The organism is Pseudomonas sp. P4_C4 (genome assembly GCF_056402055.1).
On record NZ_JBFUID010000037.1, the window covers coordinates 1 to 20,064 of the forward strand.

At 62.0% G+C, this 20,064-nt stretch carries 21 protein-coding genes; 17 read left to right on the forward strand and 4 right to left on the reverse strand.

Annotated features, from left to right (window positions below):
* On the reverse strand, window positions 1-546 hold a 546-nt coding region (locus tag AC1DXW_RS19355), incomplete at its 3' end, for a carbon starvation CstA family protein (RefSeq protein WP_477756683.1).
* Between the two features lie 297 nt (window positions 547-843).
* Between AC1DXW_RS19355 and AC1DXW_RS19360 the strand changes: the two genes are divergently transcribed.
* The 10 genes from AC1DXW_RS19360 to AC1DXW_RS19405 all read left to right on the forward strand — a co-directional run bounded on the left by AC1DXW_RS19360 (window position 844) and on the right by AC1DXW_RS19405 (window position 9,894).
* Window positions 844-2,208 (forward strand): cache domain-containing protein, encoded by a 1,365-nt coding sequence (locus tag AC1DXW_RS19360; protein ID WP_477756684.1) that lies wholly within the window; start codon window positions 844-846, stop codon window positions 2,206-2,208.
* A 36-nt stretch (window positions 2,209-2,244) separates the two neighbouring features.
* Complete coding sequence (locus AC1DXW_RS19365; RefSeq protein WP_057396633.1) at window positions 2,245-2,877, forward strand: response regulator; 633 nt, start codon at window positions 2,245-2,247, stop codon at window positions 2,875-2,877.
* Between the two features lie 151 nt (window positions 2,878-3,028).
* Window positions 3,029-3,619, forward strand: coding sequence for an amino acid synthesis family protein (locus AC1DXW_RS19370; protein WP_007978708.1), 591 nt, complete (start codon window positions 3,029-3,031; stop codon window positions 3,617-3,619).
* A gap of 44 nt (window positions 3,620-3,663) precedes the next feature.
* Window positions 3,664-4,497: an alpha/beta fold hydrolase gene (locus AC1DXW_RS19375; protein ID WP_477756092.1), complete on the forward strand. Its 834-nt coding sequence runs from the start codon at window positions 3,664-3,666 to the stop codon at window positions 4,495-4,497.
* On the forward strand, window positions 4,494-5,975 hold the full coding sequence (locus AC1DXW_RS19380; protein ID WP_477756091.1) for an aldehyde dehydrogenase: 1,482 nt from the start codon (window positions 4,494-4,496) through the stop codon (window positions 5,973-5,975). Before AC1DXW_RS19375 ends, AC1DXW_RS19380 begins: the two co-directional genes overlap by 4 nt.
* A gap of 12 nt (window positions 5,976-5,987) precedes the next feature.
* The gene (locus tag AC1DXW_RS19385) at window positions 5,988-6,473 is read left to right on the forward strand and encodes a flavin reductase family protein (protein WP_090456302.1); all 486 of its coding nucleotides are present in this window, start codon (window positions 5,988-5,990) and stop codon (window positions 6,471-6,473) included.
* A 154-nt stretch (window positions 6,474-6,627) separates the two neighbouring features.
* Window positions 6,628-8,079 carry an NAD-dependent succinate-semialdehyde dehydrogenase gene (locus tag AC1DXW_RS19390; RefSeq protein WP_477756090.1) on the forward strand — a complete coding sequence of 484 codons (1,452 nt, stop codon included), beginning with the start codon at window positions 6,628-6,630 and terminating at the stop codon, window positions 8,077-8,079.
* A gap of 19 nt (window positions 8,080-8,098) precedes the next feature.
* Window positions 8,099-8,488 (forward strand): carboxymuconolactone decarboxylase family protein, encoded by a 390-nt coding sequence (locus tag AC1DXW_RS19395; protein WP_007991919.1) that lies wholly within the window; start codon window positions 8,099-8,101, stop codon window positions 8,486-8,488.
* Between the two features lie 88 nt (window positions 8,489-8,576).
* Window positions 8,577-9,329 (forward strand): GntR family transcriptional regulator, encoded by a 753-nt coding sequence (locus AC1DXW_RS19400; protein WP_477755914.1) that lies wholly within the window; start codon window positions 8,577-8,579, stop codon window positions 9,327-9,329.
* Window position 9,330: 1 nt separating this feature from the next.
* Window positions 9,331-9,894, forward strand: coding sequence for an NUDIX hydrolase (locus tag AC1DXW_RS19405; RefSeq protein WP_477755915.1), 564 nt, complete (start codon window positions 9,331-9,333; stop codon window positions 9,892-9,894).
* Between the two features lie 452 nt (window positions 9,895-10,346).
* Here AC1DXW_RS19405 and AC1DXW_RS19410 read toward each other — a convergent pair whose 3' ends face one another.
* Both AC1DXW_RS19410 and AC1DXW_RS19415 read right to left on the reverse strand, forming a co-directional pair.
* On the reverse strand, window positions 10,347-11,102 hold the full coding sequence (locus tag AC1DXW_RS19410; RefSeq protein ID WP_477755916.1) for an HvfC family RiPP maturation protein: 756 nt from the start codon (window positions 11,100-11,102) through the stop codon (window positions 10,347-10,349).
* A gap of 3 nt (window positions 11,103-11,105) precedes the next feature.
* Window positions 11,106-11,936, reverse strand: coding sequence for an HvfB family MNIO-type RiPP peptide maturase (locus AC1DXW_RS19415; RefSeq protein ID WP_477755917.1), 831 nt, complete (start codon window positions 11,934-11,936; stop codon window positions 11,106-11,108).
* 434 nt (window positions 11,937-12,370) lie between these two features.
* Between AC1DXW_RS19415 and AC1DXW_RS19420 the strand changes: the two genes are divergently transcribed.
* Together AC1DXW_RS19420 and AC1DXW_RS19425 are read left to right on the forward strand one after the other, a co-directional pair.
* Window positions 12,371-13,417 (forward strand): class I SAM-dependent methyltransferase, encoded by a 1,047-nt coding sequence (locus AC1DXW_RS19420; protein WP_477755918.1) that lies wholly within the window; start codon window positions 12,371-12,373, stop codon window positions 13,415-13,417.
* Window positions 13,418-13,557: 140 nt separating this feature from the next.
* Complete coding sequence (locus AC1DXW_RS19425) at window positions 13,558-14,400, forward strand: NAD-dependent protein deacetylase (RefSeq protein ID WP_477760332.1); 843 nt, start codon at window positions 13,558-13,560, stop codon at window positions 14,398-14,400.
* A 133-nt stretch (window positions 14,401-14,533) separates the two neighbouring features.
* Here the strand turns inward: AC1DXW_RS19425 and AC1DXW_RS19430 are convergent, their stop codons facing one another.
* Window positions 14,534-15,430, reverse strand: a complete 897-nt coding sequence (locus AC1DXW_RS19430) for a LysR substrate-binding domain-containing protein (protein ID WP_477755920.1) — start codon at window positions 15,428-15,430, stop codon at window positions 14,534-14,536.
* Between the two features lie 210 nt (window positions 15,431-15,640).
* Between AC1DXW_RS19430 and AC1DXW_RS19435 the strand changes: the two genes are divergently transcribed.
* From AC1DXW_RS19435 to AC1DXW_RS19455, 5 genes are all read left to right on the forward strand, one after another.
* Window positions 15,641-16,339: a CoA transferase subunit A gene (locus AC1DXW_RS19435; RefSeq protein ID WP_046816298.1), complete on the forward strand. Its 699-nt coding sequence runs from the start codon at window positions 15,641-15,643 to the stop codon at window positions 16,337-16,339.
* Between the two features lie 36 nt (window positions 16,340-16,375).
* Window positions 16,376-17,041, forward strand: coding sequence for a CoA transferase subunit B (locus tag AC1DXW_RS19440; RefSeq protein WP_008026717.1), 666 nt, complete (start codon window positions 16,376-16,378; stop codon window positions 17,039-17,041).
* An 11-nt stretch (window positions 17,042-17,052) separates the two neighbouring features.
* The gene (locus AC1DXW_RS19445) at window positions 17,053-18,234 is read left to right on the forward strand and encodes an acetyl-CoA C-acetyltransferase (RefSeq protein WP_477755921.1); all 1,182 of its coding nucleotides are present in this window, start codon (window positions 17,053-17,055) and stop codon (window positions 18,232-18,234) included.
* Window positions 18,235-18,564: 330 nt separating this feature from the next.
* Window positions 18,565-19,359, forward strand: coding sequence for a hypothetical protein (locus tag AC1DXW_RS19450; protein WP_477760333.1), 795 nt, complete (start codon window positions 18,565-18,567; stop codon window positions 19,357-19,359).
* Window positions 19,360-19,497: 138 nt separating this feature from the next.
* On the forward strand, window positions 19,498-20,064 hold the full coding sequence (locus AC1DXW_RS19455) for a DcrB/PsbP domain-containing protein (RefSeq protein ID WP_477756905.1): 567 nt from the start codon (window positions 19,498-19,500) through the stop codon (window positions 20,062-20,064).

A 20,064-nucleotide genomic window follows, 5' to 3' on the forward strand; every position in this document is an offset into this window, starting at 1 on the left:
CACGATCAACGCCAGCACCGCGAGGATGATGATCATGATCAGGAAGCAACCGAACAGCGCGATGGTCCCGGGGATGCGGCCCATTTCCTCACGGACCATGTCGCCCAGCGAACGGCCGTTGCGGCGGGTGGACATGAACAGGACCATGAAGTCCTGCACCGCACCGGCCAGCACCACGCCAGCAATCAGCCACAGCGTGCCGGGCAAGTAGCCCATCTGCGCCGCCAGCACCGGACCGACCAGCGGACCTGCGCCAGCGATGGCCGCAAAGTGGTGACCGAAGAGTACGTGTTTGTTGGTCGGCACGTAGTCCAGACCATCGTTGTTGAGCACAGCCGGAGTGGCCCGATTGGGATCGAGCTGCATCACTTTATTGGCGATGAACAGGCTGTAGTAGCGGTAGGCAACAAGGTAGATGGCGACGGCTGCGACTACGATCCACAGGGCGTTGATCGCTTCGCCGCGGCGCAGGGCCACGACACTCAGCGCAATCGCTCCCAGGACAGCCACGGCAAACCAGGCGAGGTGTTTAGCCAGACGGGGCATAGCGTGTCTCCTGCCGACAGCCAGTGACTGCGGCGGTAATTTTTATAATTGTGTCCGCGGTGCGGAGCTGGCCCAATATCTGCGCATGGCGTCCACAAATAAATCCGCGTTACTACGTACGTGGTGTCTACGTAGTTCTACGTAGAACACGCCCCACCCCTTGTAGGAGCGAGCTTGCTCGCGAAAAAGGTACAGCCGACGCCACTCAGCGCCTGGAATACCGTCGCGAGCAAGCTCGCTCCTACAAGGCGCCTCTTTGGCATATGATCCCGAGCCTTCGCGCGGGCAGGAGTCAACATGCAGCTCAAACACAAGATCGTCGCCCTCGGGATTCTGCCGCTGGTGCTGGCCATTGCCGTCATCTGCGCGCTGGTGATATCCCTCAACCGCCAATTGGGCGACCAACAGGCGCAACTGATCGAAGACAGCATTCTGGCGAGCAAGCGCGCGGAGCTGAAAAACTACGTGGAAATGGCCCAGAGCCTGATCGAGCCGCTGTACGACGACGGCCACGGTGATGCCCACGCCCAGCAACAAGTGCTGGAAGAACTGCGCAAGCTCAGCTTCGGCATCAACGGCTACTTCTTCGTCTACGACCACGAAGGCCGCAGCCTGATGCATGCCCGCCAGTCGGAACTGGTGGGCCAATACCTGTGGGACATGAAAGACCCCCACGGCCTGCCGGTGATTCAGGCGCTGCTGAAAAGTGCGCAATCGGGCGAAGGTTTTCAACGCTACGCCTGGAACAAACCCTCCTCCGGCCAAGTGACCGACAAACTCGCCTATGTGGTGATGCTCGATCGCTGGGGCTGGATGCTCGGCACCGGCATCTACCTCGAAGACGTCGAGCGCGCCACCCAGCAGGCCCGTGCCGAAGTGGCCATGGGCATCCGCAAGACCATGATGGCGATTGCCGTGGTCGCCCTGGTCGCGGTGCTGTTCGTGTTCGCCACCGGCATGACCCTCAATGTCAGTGAGCATCGACTGGCAGACAAGAAACTGCAGCGCCTGACCCAGCGCATTGTCAGCCTGCAGGAGGAGGAACGATCACGGGTGTCCCGCGAGTTGCACGACGGCATCAGCCAGGTGCTGGTTTCGATCAAGTTTCAGTTCGAACTGGCCAGCCATCTGCTGGAACGCGGACAAGCCAACGACAAGGGCTTGAATACATTAAAAGAAGCCACCGAGCGCCTGGGCGATGCCATCGGCGAAGTCCGCAGTCTATCCCACGACCTGCGCTCATCCTTGCTCGACACCCTTGGCCTGCCAGCGGCCATCGGCCAATTGGCCGCCGAATTCGAGCAGCGCAGCGGGCTGAGCGTGACCTATGACGAAAATGAATTCGACTGCCAACTGGTCGACGGCGCCGCTGTTGCACTGTTCCGCATCGTCCAGGAAGGCCTGACCAATATTGAACGCCATGCGCAGGCGAAGAACGTGTCCATTACCCTGCGCGGCTGCGAACAATCGGTGCGACTGACCGTGGTCGATGACGGTATCGGTTTCAACGTCGCCCAGGTCGAACGTCGTCAGGCCGGCATTGGTTTGCGTAACATCCGCGAACGCGTCGAACATTTTGGCGGACGCTTCGATTTGATCTCGATGCCGGGCAGAAGCGAACTAGACGTGCTGCTGCCGATGAAACCTGGCGCAAAGCGCTGATCCGGCCCCAAAAAACTACAAGAGTGAACAGCTGCGATGAACCTGCCCTCCCCGATCCGCGTCGCCCTGGTCGACGATCACTCCCTGGTCCGCGACGGCATCAAGGCGCTGCTGGCCGTGATGTCGCCCCTGGAAATGGTCGGCGAAGCGGAAAACGGCGCCGAGGCCATCGAGATGGTCGGACGTTGCCAGCCGGACCTGCTGCTGGTCGACATCAGCCTGCCGGACATGAACGGCCTGGAACTGACCCGCGTGCTGCGCAGCCAATACCCGTCGCTCAAGGTGCTGGTGCTGAGCATGTACGACAATTACGAATACGTCAGTGAATCGGTGCGCTCCGGCGCCAGCGGCTACGTGCTGAAGAACGCCCCGTCACGTGAAATCATCGCCGCCATCGAGGCCATCAGCAGCGGCGGAACCTTCTACAGCGCCGAAATCGCCCAGCGGCTGATCGCCGACAGGAACACCGACAACGAACTGACCCCGAGGGAAAGCCAGGTGCTGTCGAAGATGGCGCAAGGGTTGAACAACAAGGAAATGGCCCGGGAACTGGACATCAGCGTGCGCACGGTGGAGACACACCGCTTGAGCATTCGGCGCAAGCTCAACATCGACAAGCCGGCGGCACTGGTCAAGTACGCCATCGATCACGGGCTGATTTCCCGCTAACCCCTCCCTCCAGCTCCTACAGGTTTCGTACGGCCGAAAATTTCTTTCCTCCCTACCACCCGACGAGAAACTCACTCAAGGGACTTGCGTCATCGGTATTATGGTATACCATCAGACGCACAGACACCCAAAACCTCCTATGGAGCAGCTCATGAGTTTCGAAATCCGCAAGATCGTCAGCTATGTCGAAGAAACCTTTATTGAAGGCGGCAAAGCCACCGATAAGCCCGTGACCATGGTCGGTCTGGCCGTGGTTATGAAGAACCCCTGGCTGGGCAACGGTTTCGTCGAAGACCTGAAACCACAGATCCGCGCCAACTGCTCCGACCTCGGCGCACTGATGGTCGAGCGCCTGGTGGGCATCATCGGCGGTGCCGAGAAAATCGAGGCTTACGGCAAGGCTGCGGTGGTCGGTGCCGACGGCGAGATCGAGCACGCTTCGGCGGTGATCCACACCCTGCGCTTCGGCAACCATTACCGCGAAGCGGTCAAGGCCAAGAGCTACCTGAGCTTCACCAACAAGCGCGGCGGCCCGGGCACCTCGATCCAGATCCCGATGATGCACAAGGACGACGAAGGCCTGCGTTCGCACTACATCACCCTGGAAATGCAGATCGAAGACGCCCCGCGTGCCGACGAAATCGTTGTGGTCCTTGGTTGCGCCGACGGCGGCCGCCTGCACCCGCGCATCGGCAACCGCTACATCGACCTGGAAGAACTGGCAGCCGAAAAAGCCCAGTAACCGGCCAGCAGAACGACAACAAGAAGGCATTGCAGGAGCGCTCCATGATTCGGCTCACCGCTGAACTCACCCCGGCTGGCACCAGTTACCTGGCGACCGGCCAAGGCCAGCCCGTGGTCTTGATCCACGGCGTGGGCCTGAACAAAGAAATGTGGGGCGGCCAGATCGTTGGCCTGGCCACGAAGTACCGCGTCATCGCCTACGACATGCTCGGCCATGGCGCCAGCCCGCGCCCGGAAAGCGGCACGCCGCTGCTCGGCTATGCCGACCAGTTGCTGGAGCTGCTCGACCACCTGCAATTGCCCAAGGCAACGGCGATCGGTTTTTCCATGGGCGGGCTGGTGGCGCGGGCGTTTGCCCTGCACTACCCGCAACGCCTGGAAGGCCTGGTGGTGCTCAACAGTGTTTTCAACCGCAGCGCCGAACAGCGCGCCGGGGTCATCGCCCGCACCAGCCAGGCCGCCGAACACGGCCCGGACGCCAATGCCGAAGCGGCGCTGTCACGCTGGTTCAGCCGTGAATACCAGGCCGCGAACCCGGCGCAGATCGCCGCGATTCGCCAGACCCTGGCCGGCAATGACCCTCAGGGTTACCTGACCACTTACGAACTGTTCGCCACCCAGGACATGTACCGCGCCGACGACCTGGCCAGCATCCAGGTACCGACGCTGATCGCCACCGGCGAACTGGACCCCGGCTCGACCCCGGAAATGGCCCGGCAACTGGCCGAACGCATTCCCGGTGCGACCGTTGCCGTGCTCGCCGAGCAACGGCATATGATGCCCGTAGAGTCTCCGCGCCTGGTCAACCAGCTGTTGCTGGAGTTTCTGCAGACCGCGCACTCCAAACAAAACCAGATCAAGGGGATCGTTGCATGACACTCGCACGCTTCCAGATGTGCATCGGCGGTGAATGGGTCGATGCCCTGTCCGGCAAGACCTTCGAAAGCCTCAACCCGGCGCTGGCCGAGCCTTGGGCCGAATTGCCCGATGCCGACGAAGCCGATGTCGAACGCGCCGTGCAGGCGGCACAGACGGCTTTCGACAGCCCGGCATGGCGCGGTTTGACCGCCACCGCTCGCGGCAAATTGCTGCGACGCCTGGGCGACCTGATCGCCGAGAACAAGGAACAACTGGCGCAGCTGGAAAGCCGCGACAACGGCAAGCTGATCCGCGAAACCCGTGGCCAGGTTGGTTATCTGCCGGAGTTCTTCCACTACACCGCAGGCCTGGCGGACAAGCTCGAAGGCGGCACCCTGCCGCTGGACAAGCCGGACCTGTTTGCCTACACCGTGCACGAAGCCATGGGCGTGGTCGCGGCGATCATTCCGTGGAACAGCCCGCTGTACCTGACGGCGATCAAATTGGCCCCGGCCCTCGCCGCGGGCAACACCATCGTGATCAAGCCGTCGGAACACGCCTCGGCGACCATCCTCGAACTCGCGCGCCTGGCGCTGGAAGCCGGGATTCCGCCGGGGGTGGTCAACGTCGTCACCGGTTACGGCCCAAGCACCGGTGCCGCCCTCACCCGTCATCCCCTGGTGCGCAAGATCGCCTTCACCGGCGGCGCGGCCACGGCGCGGCATGTGGTGCGCAGCAGCGCCGAGAACTTCGCCAAACTGTCGCTGGAGCTGGGGGGCAAATCGCCGAACATCATCTTCGCCGACGCCGACCTCGACAGCGCGATCAACGGTGCCATCGCCGGGATCTATGCCGCCTCCGGGCAGAGCTGCGTCTCCGGTTCGCGCTTGCTGGTGCAGGACGAGATCTACGACGAGTTCGTCGGCCGTTTGGTGGAACGCGCCCGGCGCATCCGCATCGGCAACCCCCAGGACGACAGCAGCGAAATGGGCCCGATGGCCACCGCGCAGCAACTGGCCGTGGTCGAAGGCCTGGTGGCCGACGCGATTGCCGAAGGTGCGCGTCTGCGCCTGGGCGGCAAGCGTCCGCAGAATCTGGGCGACGGCTGGTTCTACGAGCCGACGCTGTTCGAGTGCGACCGCAACTCGATGAAGATCATGCAGGAAGAAGTCTTTGGCCCGGTGGCCTCGGTCATCCGTTTCAAAGACGAAGCCGAAGCGCTGGCGATTGCCAACGACTCGCAGTTCGGCCTCGCCGCCGGCATCTGGACCCGTGACCTGGGCCGCGCCCATCGCCTGGCCCGGGACGTGCGTTCGGGGATCATCTGGGTCAACACCTACCGCGCGGTCTCGGCCATGGCGCCGATCGGCGGCTTCAAGAACAGTGGCTATGGACGCGAAAGCGGCATCGATTCGGTGCTGGCCTACACCGAGCTGAAAACGGTGTGGATCAACCTGTCCCAGGCACCGATGCCTGATCCATTCGTGATGCGCTAGGAGTCCTGGAAAATGATCGAACCCGGCATTTACAAAGACGTGATGAGCTCGTTCCCGTCCGGGGTCACGGTGGTCACCACCCTGGACCCGGACGGCGGCATCGTCGGCATCACCGCCAGCGCCTTCAGTGCGCTGTCGATCGACCCGGCACTGGTGCTGTTCTGCCCCAACTACGGCTCCGACACCTACCCGGTGCTGCGCGACAGCAAGCAGTTCGCGATTCACCTGYTGTCCGCCGACCAGACCGCCGAAGCCTATGCCTTCGCCGGTAAAGGCAAAGACAAGGCCAAAGGCATCGAGTGGCACTTGAGCGAACTGGGCAACCCGATTCTTGCCAAGGCGACGGCGATCATCGAGTGCGAACTGTGGCGCGAATACGACGGCGGCGATCACGCGATCATCGTCGGCGCGGTGAAGAACCTGATCCTGCCCGCGCAACCGGTCACGCCGATGATCTACCACAAAGGCAAGCTGGGGCCGTTGCCCACACTGGCCTGATGCATTGCTTCCTGTAGGAGCGAGCTTGCTCGCGATGGTCGTGAACGATAACGCGTGCTGCCTGGAAACAAGCGTCGCCTTGAAGTTCATCGCGAGCAAGCTCGCTCCTACAGGTAGAGCACAGCAGCCACCTATAATTTTCCCAGGAGCCGGCATGAGCCCAGCAGCCTCGCAACTGTTCCGCCAACAGGCCTACATCAATGGCCAATGGCTGGACGCGCCGGATGGCGCCTGTCAGGACATCTTCAATCCGGCCACCGGTGAACTCATCGGCCGGGTGCCGAACCTCGGCGCCGAACACGCGCGCCTGGCTATCGAGGCCGCCAACAAAGCCTGGCCGGCCTGGCGCGCGCTGACCGCCAAGGAGCGCAGCAATACGCTCAAGCGCTGGCATGCCTTGATGCTGGAAAACGCCGACGCCCTGGCACAAATCCTCACCCTCGAACAGGGCAAGCCACTGACTGAGGCCAAGGGCGAAATCCTCTACGCCGCGAGCTTCATCGAGTGGTTTGCCGAAGAGGCCAAGCGCATCTACGGCGACACCATTCCCAGTCACAAGGGCGATGCGCGCATCGTGGTCAGCAAGGAACCGATTGGCGTCGTCGCGGCCATCACGCCGTGGAATTTCCCGGCGGCGATGATCACCCGCAAGGCCGGTCCGGCGCTGGCGGCCGGTTGCCCGTGCATCGTCAAACCGGCCCCGGAAACACCGTTCTCGGCACTGGCCATGGCCGCACTGGCGGAACAGGCCGGCATTCCAGCGGGCATCTTCAACGTCATCACCGGCGACGCCATCGCCATTGGCGGTGAGCTGACGGCCAGCCCGCAGGTGCGCAAACTGTCATTCACCGGTTCCACGGCCATCGGCAAATTGCTGATGGCCCAGTGCGCGCCGACGCTGAAAAAAGTCTCGCTGGAGCTGGGCGGCAACGCGCCGTTCATTGTCTTCGACGACGCCGATCTGGAGCGCGCCGTTGACGGTGCGCTGATCGCCAAATTCCGCAACGCCGGGCAGACCTGCGTCTGCGTCAACCGCTTCCTGGTGCAGGACGGCATCCACGACGCCTTTGTCGCGCGCCTGGCCGAACGGGTTTCGCAACTCAAGGTCGGCAGCGGTTTCGATGATGGCATCACCCAAGGGCCGTTGATCAATGAGCGTGCCGTGGCCAAGGTGGAAGACCATGTGCAAGACGCCCTGGCAAACGGCGCACAATTGCTGTGCGGCGGCGAACGTCATGCGTTGGGCAATGGGTTCTTCCAGCCAACCGTGTTGGCAGGCGTTACCCCGCAAATGAAAGTCGCCCAGGAAGAAACCTTCGGCCCACTGGCCGCCGTGTTCCGTTTCGACACCGAGGCCCAGGCCGTCGAGATGGCCAACGACACCGAATTCGGCCTCGCCGCCTACTGCTACACCCGCGACCTGGGCCGCGCCTGGCGCATGAGCGAGGCGCTGGAGTACGGCATGGTCGGGATCAACGAAGGGCTGATTTCCACCGAGGTCGCGCCATTTGGCGGCATCAAGTCCTCGGGGCTGGGCCGTGAAGGGTCGAAGTACGGCATCGAGGATTACCTGGAACTCAAATACACCTTGATGGGCGGCCTCTGAGCCCACGGGAGCTACGCAAATGAACAACGAAAAATACGAAAAAGGCCTGAAGATCCGCACCCAGGTGCTGGGCGAAGCCTACGTCAATCGCTCCATCGAGAACGCCGACGACTTCACCCGGCCATTGCAGGAAATGGTCACCGAATATTGTTGGGGTCATGTCTGGGGTCGTGAGGGTTTGTCGCTCAAGGAGCGCAGCATGATCAACCTGGCGATGATCTCGGCCCTCAACCGGCCGCATGAACTCAAGCTGCATGTGCGCGGCGCCTTGCGTAACGGCCTGAGTCGTGAGCAAATACGCGAAATACTGCTTCAGGTCGGCATTTACTGCGGTGTCCCCGCTGCCGTAGACAGTTTCCGGCTCGCCCGTGAAGCCTTCGCCGAAGCCGATGCCGAGGCCTCCAGTTAACCCTTGGCTGTTTGATCTGACCGGGCACCCAGATTCCCGTAATCGAAGTGCTCTTTTTGCATGGACAGCCACAATCAGAGCGGACCCCATGAAACGCCTGCCACTCGACGACAGCTTCAAGGTCAATCGCAACCCCGTTACCCTGCGCGAAATCGTGCTGGATAAACTGCGAAGCGCCATCATGAACTTCCAGCTCCTGCCGGGAGACCGTCTGGTCGAACGCGATCTGTGCGATCGCCTGGGCGTCAGCCGTACTTCCGTGCGCGAAGCCTTGCGTCACCTGGAATCCGAAGGCCTGGTGGAATTCGCCGACGCCAAGGGCCCACGGGTCGCGATCATCACCCTGGCCGATGCCGTGGACATCTACGAGCTGCGCTGCGTACTCGAAGGGCTGATCGTGCAACTGTTCACCCTGCGCGCCAAGGCCAAGGACATCAAGGCCCTGGAAAAAGCCCTGGAAGAAAACCGCAAGGCGCTGAAGGACGGCGAACTGCAACAGGTCATCGACTCGGTCCAGGGTTTCTACGATGTGCTGCTCGAAGGTTCGGGCAATCATGTCGCGGCCACTCAACTGCGCCAGTTGCAGGCACGCATCAGCTACCTGCGCGCGACCTCGGTGTCCCAGCAAAACCGTCGCAGCGCCAGTAACCAGGAAATGGAACGCATGGTCGAAGCGATCAAGGGCGGTGACCCGCTGGCCGCCCACCAGGCGTGCGTCGACCACGTGCGAGCGGCCGCTGCCGTGGCCCTGGACTACCTCAAGCGCAAACAGGAAGAAACCGGCGCCACGCCGCAGATCACCCTGCCCATCGCGCTGAAAGAACCGCGCATAGGTCGCTGAAATGTTCAGCCCGAGCTTTTGCCCCAAGTGTGGCAGCGCAGACCTTAAGTCACAGTTACCGCCGGGCGATACGCACGAGCGCCTGATGTGCCGCGGCTGCGGCTACATCCATTACGTCAATCCGAAGATCATTGCCGGCTGCATCATCGAGCAGGACGGCAAGTACCTGTTGTGCCAGCGCGCGATTCCACCGCGCCCCGGCACCTGGACCCTGCCGGCGGGCTTCATGGAAAGCGGCGAGACCACCGAGCAGGCCGCGCTGCGGGAAGTCTGGGAAGAAAGCGGCGTGCGTGCGGAAATCGTCTCGCCCTATTCGATCTTCAGCGTGCCCAAGATCAGCGAGGTGTACATAATCTTCCGCGCCATCGCGCTGGAGATTACCGGGCAGTACGGCCCGGAAACCCTCGACTACCAATTCTTCGCGCCTGAGGAGATTCCCTGGGACAGCATCTACTACCCGGCGATCCGGCAGATCCTTGAACGTTATATCGAGGAACGTCAGGCTGGGGTGTATGGCATCTACATGGGCAATGACGACAGCGGGAAGATTCACTTTATTCGCTGATAGTTGTGGGTTTTGACCTGCCACCTGTGGGAGCAAGCTTGGTCCGGGCGGCGTTCCGACGATGGCTTTGTGTCAGGTGATGATTGTTTTGTGGGTGTACATATCCGTTGCTGCGGTCACGGCCGCTATTGGTTCCGCCCGTACGGCGGGTCACTTGGAAGAGCGGAACGCCGCCCGGCCCCAAGTAACCAAGGGCTCTTGCCCCTGACGTTCGGCCTCACGAGGGGCGTACACCGCAACAGCGCCCGAGGCGGCCTACCGGCCGGCCTGGTTCGTCATGCGTACGCATTGCCCAGTAGGAGCTGGTAGGAGCTGGTAGGAGCTGTCGAGTGCAACGAGGCTGCGATCTTTTGGCTGTATTACTGACAATCAAGATCAAAAGATCGCAGCCTTCGGCAGCTCCTACGACGTGATACATCCGCGAAATCAGATCGGCTGACCGGCCGCCAAGATCAAACAACTCCAACAACCCCATCCCCATGCATCTGCCGCAACAACCTCAGACCACCCTCGAAAAACGCCGATGAACCAACCTGCCCCGCCTCGACCGCCAATCCTTGCAACTGTTCACGCCCGGTCACTTCGGGAAACTCGTCAATTCTCTGCAACAACCGCCACGCCAACGGACTCAATTCAGAAAACCTCACACTCCAGTCCTCCGCCCGCTGCACCAGCAGCAATGTCGGCTGATCAGGCAAAGCGTCCGGCTGATGATCCGGCCCCACCCGCTGCACCGGCCAGGCATACGCCAACGGCCAGGCCAGCACCGACACCTGCAACGGCCGCTCCAGCAGCAACGCAGCATCACCGGCAACCAGAGGCTCGGCGTCGGACTGTTGCAAGGCCATTTCCACCCACTCGTAATGCGCCAGCTCCACCATGAACGGTGGCCACGGCCCATCGCTCAATGCTTGAGGCTCAGTCGCGAGAAATTCGACAAGCTCCTGGGCGATCTCACCAAACTTCGGCGTGCGGGCGCGATAGTCCCGCAGAAAAATCCGTACCAGTGAACGCCAGTGCTCATCCCCCAGGATTTTCAGCAATACCGGAAAGGTGCCACTGAGCAATGACGACAGATTGGCAAACACCAGGTCGCGGTACACTTGCGCCCGGGCAGGGTCCATTTCGGCCGGTGGCGCGAAATGCTCGGGATCACGCAGGTACCGGCCCATGGTGCTTTGCTGGTGATGCAACGATTGTTTATCCACGGTTCAAACCTCCTGTTGCAGGTGGCGAATGGTCTGCAACTCCGCCACCAGTTCGGCGAATGCCGGAAAATTGAAATCGCGCTCCAGCAAGGTCGGCTGAACACCGAACCGGGCGTAGGCCTGGGCCAGCAACGACCACACCGCCGGTTTCACCGAGGCACCGTGGGTGTCGATCTTCAAGGTATCGGACTCGTCGAAGTGCCCGGCAATGTGCATCGCCACCACCCGGCCCGCATCGATGCCCGCGAGAAACGCCTGCGGCTCGAAACCGTGGTTGATCGAGTTGACGTAGACATTGTTGACGTCCAGCAGCAGGTCGCAATCAGCCTCGCGCAACACCGCATTGGTGAACGTGACCTCGTCCATGTCCCCTTGGGGCGCGGCGTAGCAGGAGACGTTTTCCACCGCCAGGCGCCGGCCAAGGATGTCCTGGGCCTGACGGATACGCGCGGCGACGTGGTGCACCGCTTCTTCGGTAAACGGCAACGGCAACAGGTCGTACAGGTGACCGTCATCGCTGCAATAGCTCAAATGCTCGCTGTACAGCGGCACGTTGTAGTGATCGAGAAAACCCCGGACTTCCTGCAAAAACCCGACGTCCAGCGGCGACGTCCCGCCCAGGGACAGGGACAGGCCGTGACAGGACAACGGATAACGCTCGGCCAGCGCCCGCAGCGCCGCACCATGGGCACCGCCGATGCCGATCCAGTTCTCCGGCGCGACTTCCAGAAAGTCGAAATGTCCGGCCGGGGCCGCTTGCAGTTCTTTGAGTAAACCGCGACGCAGGCCAAGCCCTGCGCTGGCCCTGGCTACGGGGGCAATGGATGTCTGCATGGTGTCGATCTCGCATGTGTCCAGGATTGCGGGCAGGTGCCCGCCTTGAGACACAGTTAATCGAAGGGGTGTATCAGGACTGTGTTCGAAAGGGGTCGACAATGGGTGTCTGTGTATCGAAACCGGGGTTGGACACAATGGAATACACAACTCAAATCCCTTGTGGGAGCGAGCCTGCTCGCGATAGCGGATTTACATTCAATGCTAATGGTGGCTGATCCGCCGCCTTCGCGAGCAGGCTCGCTCCCACAGGGGTTTAGTGTCAGTCAGGGGGGCTTTCGTCGCTCGAGACAGCAGTACACACGCCCCGGACTAAACTCAACGCACACAGGGCCCGCTTGGCGTCCTGCACATTCCCACGACCACCGCCCAGCGGCGAACGCCTCGCCAATACAATGCCTCTGGACCGTGATCCTGCTGAAGGAGCACACGTGATGGACGAGGCCAGACTTAACGATTTCATGGGCAAACTGGTAAACGACATGGGCGGCGCGGCGATGCTCGCCAACGTCATCCTCGGTGAAGAGCTCGGCCTGTACCGGGCGATGGCCGACAGTCAGCCCATCACCCCCGAAACCCTTGCCGGGAAAACCGGCTGCAACACCCGCCTGCTGCGCGAATGGCTCAGCGCCCATGCCGCCTCCGGCTACATGGAACACCATGACGGCCAATTCCGCCTGCCCGAAGAGCAAGCCATGGCTTTGGCAAACGAAGACTCACCGGTCTATGTGGCGGGCGGGATCAGCGTGGTCGCGTCGTTTTTCCACGACAAGGACAAGCTGGTCAACGCCATGCGCGGCAACGGCGCCCTGCCCTGGGGCGATCACCATCCGTGCATGTTCAGCGGTACCGAACGCTTCTTCCGCCCTGGCTACAAAGCCCATTTGGTCGCCGAATGGTTGCCGGCCCTCGACGGTGTGGTGGCCAAACTGGAAGCCGGGGCCAAAGTGGCGGACATCGGCTGCGGCCATGGCGCCTCGACGGTGATCATGGCCCAGGCGTTTCCGGATTCGCGCTTCGTCGGTTTCGACTACCACGCGCCGTCCGTTACCGTCGCCACCCAACGCGCCGAAGAAGGCGGTGTGTCCAGCCGGGCCAGGTTCTTCCAGGGCACGGCCAAAAGCTACCCCGGCAGCGACTACGACCTGGTCTGCTACTTCGACTGCCTGCATGACATGGGCGACCCGGTGGGTGCGGCCAAACATGCTTATGAATCGCTGAAGGACGACGGCACGGTGCTGCTGGTCGAGCCCTACGCCAACGACTTGCTCGACGACAACGTCAACCCAGTCGGACGCCTGTTCTACGCGGCCTCGACCTTCATCTGCACGCCCAACTCGCTGTCCCAGGAAGTCGGCCTCGGCCTCGGTGCCCAGGCCGGTGAAGCGCGGTTGCGCAAGGTGTTCAGCGAGGCCGGATTCAGCCGTTTCCGCCGGGCCACGGAAACGCCGTTCAACCTGATTCTGGAGGCGCGTAAATAATCCCCGCCGTATCCCTGTAGGAGCTAGCTTGGTCCGGGCGGCGTTCCGACGATAAACGCGATCACACCGCTGGGTATCAGGCTTACAGTGTTATCGTTGACGACCATCGCGAGCAAGCTCGCTCCTACAGGTTTACCGGCATGCTCGACCGCCAGACCCGTGACCAACTCGATCGACTCCATCAGCTCATGGCGGATCAGCCGTTTGCCGTGCTGACCGGTGCCGGTATCAGCACGCCCTCGGGCATCCCGGATTATCGCGACAACCAGGGCGTGCGCCGGGGCCGGCAGCCGATGATGTATCAGGAATTTCTCTCGGCCCCGGAGTCCCGGCGGCGCTATTGGGCGCGGGCGATGCTCGGCTGGCCACGGGTGCGTCTGGCGCAGCCGAACGTGGCCCACGACACCCTGGCCCGTTTGCAAGGCACGCGGCAGATCAGCGGGCTGATCACCCAGAACGTCGACACGCTGCACGACCAGGCCGGCAGCCATGACGTGATCGAGCTCCACGGCAGTCTGCACCGGGTTTTGTGCCTGGATTGCGGTCGGCGCAGCGAGCGCGATTCGATCCAGCGCCTGATGGAAACACAGAACCCGTACCTGGCCGGCGTCGACGCGGTACAGGCGCCGGACGGCGACACCTTGCTAGACCCGGCCTTCGAGGCACGCTTCCAGGTCCCGCACTGCCCGCATTGTGCCGGGGAACGGATGAAGCCGGATGTGGTGTTCTTTGGCGAGAACGTCGCGCAGGCCACAGCAGCCAAGGCGATGGCGGCCGTCGAACAGGCTGCGGGGCTGTTGGTGGTCGGCTCGTCGTTGATGGCCTATTCGGCGTTTCGCTTGTGCCGGGCGGTGGTGGATCAGGGCAAGCCGTTGATTGCGATCAACCTGGGCAAGACCCGGGCGGATGAGATGCTGGATTTGAAGATCGAGGGGGGGTGCGAGCGATTGTTGCCGTTATTGGCGAAGCTACTTGGCAACTGACGAAACCCGATCCCTGTGGGAGCGAGCTTGCTCCGGGCGGCGTTCCGACGATGAGGCCAGCACATTCAGAAAATTTGTTGGCTGATCCACCGTCATCGCGAGCAAGCTCGCTCCCACAGGGTCCGGCGCACATTCAAGAAAATCGTTGCCCAAGGTTTTCCTCTTTCAGCACATCAAACAACGCCTGCGCCGCCGCCGACAGTTCTCCCCCAGGCAACGTCAGCACCCCAAGCGCCCGCTCCACCACCGGATCGCGCAAGGTAATGCAACGCGCGCCCAGCTCACGCATCTGCCCGGCACACAAGGCCGGCACCGCGCTCACGCCCAGGCCACTGGCGACCATCCGCCCGACCGTCGCCAGTTGATGGCTTTCAAACTCCACCGGAAGTTTCATGCCGCGGGCCTGCAAGTGTTCTTCCAGCATGACGCGCACCGTCGACGGACGCTGCAAGGTAATGAACGGCTCCTTGAGCAAGGTCTGCCAGTCGATGTCGTCAAGTGCGGCCAACGCCGAATCCAGGGGCACCACTGCGACGAATCGGTCGATGTACAACGGCGTGAATTGCAGCGACGAATTCATGGTCGGCTCGAACGCCACCCCCAGTTCAACCTGGCGGTCACGGACCATTTCCAGCACCTGCTCGTTGATCACGTCATTGACCGTCACGTTGACGTTCGGATAACGGGCGCGGAAGGTCTTGAGGATCGGCGGCAGCAGGTTGCCGGCGAACGACGGCATCGCCGCCAGGGTCACGCGTCCGCGCTGCAGGGTAAAGCGCTGGCGCAACTCATCTTCGGCATTGTCCCAGTCGGCGATCAACCGGCGCGCGAGCGGCACCAGGGATTCACCTTCGGCGGTGAGCGCCACGTTACGCGTGTTGCGGGTGAACAAGCGCCCGCCCAGGCCCTCCTCCAGCGCCTTGATGGTCAGGCTCAGGGCAGACTGCGACAGGTGCAGGCGCTCGCAAGCCACGGCAAAGCTCAGGCTCTGGGCCACCGCCAGAAAGGCGCGGATCTGCTTGACGGTCATACTCGATTTCTCCCGGGTATTGTAGGAGCTGCCGAAGGCTGCGATCTTTTGATCTTGATCCAAAAGATCGCAGCCTTCGGCAGCTCCTACAGATTGTTGAGTTTTATCTATTAATTAACCTTAAAAATCAACTTAACAAATGAATACTCCGGCGAGACACTCCATCCCATTCGGCTAGCCAGCCGCCCACAAAGAATAAAAGAGGTGCATATGGCAGGTTTCGACAAGCGCGTGAGTTCCTACGAGGAAGCCCTGGCAGGTCTTGAAGACGGCATGACCGTGATCGCCGGCGGCTTCGGCCTGTGCGGGATCCCGGAAAACCTGATCAACGAGATCAAGCGCAAAGGTACTCGCGACCTCACGGTGGTTTCCAACAACTGCGGCGTCGACGGTTTCGGCCTCGGCGTACTGCTGACCGACCGCCAGATCAGCAAAGTGGTGGCGTCCTACGTCGGCGAAAACAAGCTGTTCGAAGAGCAACTGCTCAAAGGCGAAATCGAAGTCATCCTGACCCCGCAAGGCACCCTCGCTGAAAAAATGCGTGCAGGCGGTGCCGGCATCCCGGCCTTCTTTACCGCCACCGGTGTTGGCACTCCAGTTGCCGAAGGCAAGGAAGTCCGCGAATTCCATGGCCGCAAGTACCTGATGGAAGAATCCATCACCGGCGACTTCGCCATCGTCAAAGGCTGGAAAGCCGACCATTTCGGTAACGTGATCTATCGCCACACGGCCCAGAACTTCAACCCGCTGGCCGCCACTGCCGGCAAGATCACCGTGGTCGAAGTCGAAGAAATCGTCGAACCCGGCGAGCTGGACCCGGCGCAGATCCACACCCCTGGCATCTACGTCGACCGGATCATCTGCGGCACGTTCGAAAAGCGCATCGAACAGCGCACCGTGCGTAAGTGATCCCCTGCCCCCGGACCGAATGAAGGAATAACGACAATGGCACTTTCCCGCGAACAAATGGCTCAACGCGTCGCCCGCGAAATGCAGGACGGCTTCTACGTGAACCTGGGCATCGGCATTCCGACCCTGGTCGCCAACTACATCCCCGAAGGCATGGAAGTCATGCTGCAATCGGAAAACGGCCTGCTGGGCATGGGTCCGTTTCCTACTGAAGAAACCATCGATGCCGACATGATCAACGCCGGCAAGCAAACCGTGACCGCACGTACCGGCGCGTCGATTTTTTCCTCGGCCGAGTCCTTCGCAATGATCCGCGGTGGCCATGTCGACCTGACCGTGCTGGGCGCCTTTGAGGTGGACGTGCAAGGCAACATCGCCTCGTGGATGATCCCCGGCAAACTGGTCAAGGGCATGGGCGGCGCAATGGACCTGGTTGCCGGCGCCGACAACATCATCGTCATCATGACCCACGCGTCCAAGGATGGTGAGTCCAAGCTGTTGTCCCAATGCAGCCTGCCGCTGACCGGCGCCGGGTGTATCAAGCGCGTACTGACTGATCTGGCTTACCTGGAAATCGAAAACGGCGCGTTCATTTTGAAAGAGCGTGCACCGGGTGTCAGCGTCGAAGAGATCGTTGCCAAGACTGCCGGTAAACTGATCGTGCCGGACCACGTTCCGGAAATGCAGTTCGCTGCCCAGTGAGGAATCATTCCATGCAAGAAGTCGTCATTGTTGCCGCCACGCGCACCGCGATCGGCAGCTTCCAGGGTTCACTGGCCAATGTGTCCGCGGTTGACCTGGGCGCTGCGGTGATTCGCCAGCTACTGGCGCAAACCGGCCTGGACCCTGCGCAAGTTGATGAGGTGATCATGGGCCAGGTGCTGACCGCCGGCGCCGGGCAAAACCCTGCGCGCCAGGCCGCGATCAAGGCCGGCCTGCCCTTCGCCGTGCCAGCCATGACCCTGAACAAGGTCTGCGGCTCCGGCCTCAAGGCCCTGCACCTGGGTGCCCAGGCGATTCGCTGCGGCGATGCCGAGGTGATCATCGCCGGTGGCCAGGAAAACATGAGCCTGGCCAACTACGTCATGCCCGGTGCCCGTAACGGCCTGCGCATGGGTAACGGGCAAATCGTCGACACCATGATCAGCGATGGCCTGTGGGACGCGTTCAACGATTACCACATGGGCATCACCGCCGAGAACCTGGCCGAGAAATACAGCCTGACTCGCGAGCAGCAGGACGCGTTCGCCGCCGCCTCGCAGCAGAAAGCCGTGGCCGCCATCGAAGCCGGGCGCTTCGTCGATGAAATCACCCCGATCCTGATCCCGCAGCGCAAGGGCGATCCGCTGTCCTTCGCCACCGACGAACAGCCACGGGCCGGCACCACCGCCGAATCCCTGGGCAAGCTCAAGCCAGCCTTCAAGAAGGACGGTTCGGTGACTGCCGGCAATGCTTCGTCGCTGAACGACGGTGCCGCGGCCGTGATCCTGATGAGCGCCGAAAAAGCCAAGGCCCTCGGCCTGCCGGTACTGGCGAAAATCGCCGCCTACGCCAACGCAGGCGTCGACCCGGCGATCATGGGCATCGGCCCGGTGTCGGCCACTCGCCGCTGCCTGGACAAGGCCGGCTGGAACATCGACCAGCTTGAGCTGGTTGAAGCCAACGAAGCCTTCGCCGCGCAATCCCTGGCGGTGGCCAAGGACCTGGAATGGGACTTGAACAAGGTCAACGTCAACGGYGGCGCCATCGCCCTSGGTCACCCGATCGGGGCTTCGGGTTGCCGTGTGCTGGTGACCCTGCTGCATGAAATGCTCAAGCGTGACGCCAAGAAAGGCCTCGCCACCCTGTGTATCGGTGGTGGTCAGGGCGTGGCACTGGCGCTCGAGCGGGTTTAAAGCGTTCAACAGACGGCGCGGGGACCCACGAAGATCCGTCGCCGCCTGGCAACACACCCGGTGCGATGCAAGTCGCACCGGGTTCTTTTTTGCCTGCGTTTTTTCAGGTGGACCGCGTTATCGTTAGGCCCTATCTGTCACCCCAAAAACTGCAGAATCAACCATGGCGGATTGGCCCCATCGCGGGATGCCCAAAAAATCGTATGCGCAAAGACCTTTCGCACAATTTCCAAAGGGCTCGAATTTTGTATACAAAATTCACATACACATAAAGCAATCTACCCGATGCAATGTTACCGTTGCCACCTCACTCAGGTCGGAGACGTGCGCGTGTTGATCCTTAAACTGCTGGTGATTCCAGGCTTCCTGCTACTGATTTCCCTGGCTGGTAAACGCTGGGGGCCGAGCGTGGCCGGCTGGTTATCGGGGTTGCCGGTGGTGGTCGGGCCGATTCTGTTGTTCCTCGCCCTCGAACAAGGCGAGGCGTTCGCTGCGCAATCGGCCACCGCTGCGCTGTCGGCCATGTTCGCGATGATTGCGTTTTGCGTGACCTACGCCCAGATCGCACAACGGGCCGGGTGGCCGCTGGCGTTGCTGATCTCGCTGTCGGTCTGGGCGCTGGTGGCGATTGCCCTGTCGCTGATTCCGGCATCCCTGGTGTTTTCGGTGTGCGCCGCCGCCACCGCGTTGCTCGCCGCGCCGTACCTGTTCCCCACCGTGCAACCGGTGCTCAGCGGCCCGGCACCGAAATCCGACAAGCTCTTGCTGCGCATGGGGGCCGGTGCATTGCTCACGCTGGTCGTGACGCTGCTGGCCAGCACCGTCGGCGACCGCTGGAGCGGCCTGCTGGCGGTGTTCCCGGTATTGGGTAGCGTGATGGCGGTGTTCTCCCAGCAAACCCGTGGCCCGGCCTTTACCGCCGCGTTGCTACGCGCCACCGCCACCGGCATGTACTCGTTCGCCGCCTTCTGCCTGGTGTTGGCGCTGGCCCTGCCGACGATGGGAATGAACGCTTTTGTGCTGGGCATCGCGGTATCCGTGGCCATGCTGGGCGTGACCAAACGCCTGCTGGCGCGGCCGGCCGGCCCGACGACGGACACTGGAGGAGCAGCCATCAAACGCTAAGCTGCATCGGGTCACCGGGCTGTCCTCAGCACAGGTGGGGGCTCGGCCAAGGTGACCGCTCGGTAGAGCGCGCTGGAATGCATCACAACCTCCATGGGATGATCGCGCCCCACCGCGCGCCCACCCCTGGAGATCCCGATGTCTTTGTTGAATAAAAAAGCCCTTGTCCTGCTGCTGGCAGCCGCTACCGGCCTTGGGGCTTTGAATGCGCAGGCCGCCAAGGCCACTTCCAGCGATGCGCCAGCCCAGAAAGTCTCGATGCTCGGCAGCAAGTTCACCTTCAACCTGCCCAAGGGTTTCATCGCCAACCCGCTGCCGGCCAGCCCGGAGGGTGCGAGCGGCACCCTGTACAGCAATGAAACCACCAAGACCGTAGTGATCGCCGCTGAAAACACCCTGCCCAACGGTGTCAGCGTCAAGGATAACGACGGCAGGTTCCTCGACGGCACCGTGGCCGATTTCGATGCGGCGCAACACAAATCCCTGCCTGACTACAACAAGCTCAGCGAGAAAGCCCTGACCCAGAAAACCGGGTTGGGCCTGCGCCAGGTCGACGGCACTGCAACGCAGGGCGGTGGCATGACCCTCACCACCACGCTGATGGCCGCATCCGGCACTCGCATGGCGGTGATCCAGGTGATTTCCCGCCCAGGTGACATGGCGGCCCACGAAACCCTGGTCAAACAGATCGTCAGCGGAAAATAA

What these genes read in the sequence shown, in the direction of transcription:
- AC1DXW_RS19395 (WP_007991919.1), top strand. Translation starts at nt 8,099, where the DNA reads ATGAACAACGAAAAATACGAAAAAGGCCTGAAGATCCGCACCCAGGTG.
- AC1DXW_RS19440 (WP_008026717.1), top strand. Translation starts at nt 16,376, where the DNA reads ATGGCACTTTCCCGCGAACAAATGGCTCAACGCGTCGCCCGCGAAATG.
- AC1DXW_RS19405 (WP_477755915.1), top strand. Translation starts at nt 9,331, where the DNA reads ATGTTCAGCCCGAGCTTTTGCCCCAAGTGTGGCAGCGCAGACCTTAAG.
- AC1DXW_RS19420 (WP_477755918.1), top strand. Translation starts at nt 12,371, where the DNA reads ATGGACGAGGCCAGACTTAACGATTTCATGGGCAAACTGGTAAACGAC.
- AC1DXW_RS19415 (WP_477755917.1), bottom strand. Translation starts at nt 11,936, where the DNA reads ATGCAGACATCCATTGCCCCCGTAGCCAGGGCCAGCGCAGGGCTTGGC.
- AC1DXW_RS19400 (WP_477755914.1), top strand. Translation starts at nt 8,577, where the DNA reads ATGAAACGCCTGCCACTCGACGACAGCTTCAAGGTCAATCGCAACCCC.
- AC1DXW_RS19380 (WP_477756091.1), top strand. Translation starts at nt 4,494, where the DNA reads ATGACACTCGCACGCTTCCAGATGTGCATCGGCGGTGAATGGGTCGAT.
- AC1DXW_RS19370 (WP_007978708.1), top strand. Translation starts at nt 3,029, where the DNA reads ATGAGTTTCGAAATCCGCAAGATCGTCAGCTATGTCGAAGAAACCTTT.
- AC1DXW_RS19390 (WP_477756090.1), top strand. Translation starts at nt 6,628, where the DNA reads ATGAGCCCAGCAGCCTCGCAACTGTTCCGCCAACAGGCCTACATCAAT.
- AC1DXW_RS19360 (WP_477756684.1), top strand. Translation starts at nt 844, where the DNA reads ATGCAGCTCAAACACAAGATCGTCGCCCTCGGGATTCTGCCGCTGGTG.
- AC1DXW_RS19455 (WP_477756905.1), top strand. Translation starts at nt 19,498, where the DNA reads ATGTCTTTGTTGAATAAAAAAGCCCTTGTCCTGCTGCTGGCAGCCGCT.
- AC1DXW_RS19375 (WP_477756092.1), top strand. Translation starts at nt 3,664, where the DNA reads ATGATTCGGCTCACCGCTGAACTCACCCCGGCTGGCACCAGTTACCTG.
- AC1DXW_RS19425 (WP_477760332.1), top strand. Translation starts at nt 13,558, where the DNA reads ATGCTCGACCGCCAGACCCGTGACCAACTCGATCGACTCCATCAGCTC.
- AC1DXW_RS19430 (WP_477755920.1), bottom strand. Translation starts at nt 15,430, where the DNA reads ATGACCGTCAAGCAGATCCGCGCCTTTCTGGCGGTGGCCCAGAGCCTG.
- AC1DXW_RS19365 (WP_057396633.1), top strand. Translation starts at nt 2,245, where the DNA reads ATGAACCTGCCCTCCCCGATCCGCGTCGCCCTGGTCGACGATCACTCC.
- AC1DXW_RS19435 (WP_046816298.1), top strand. Translation starts at nt 15,641, where the DNA reads ATGGCAGGTTTCGACAAGCGCGTGAGTTCCTACGAGGAAGCCCTGGCA.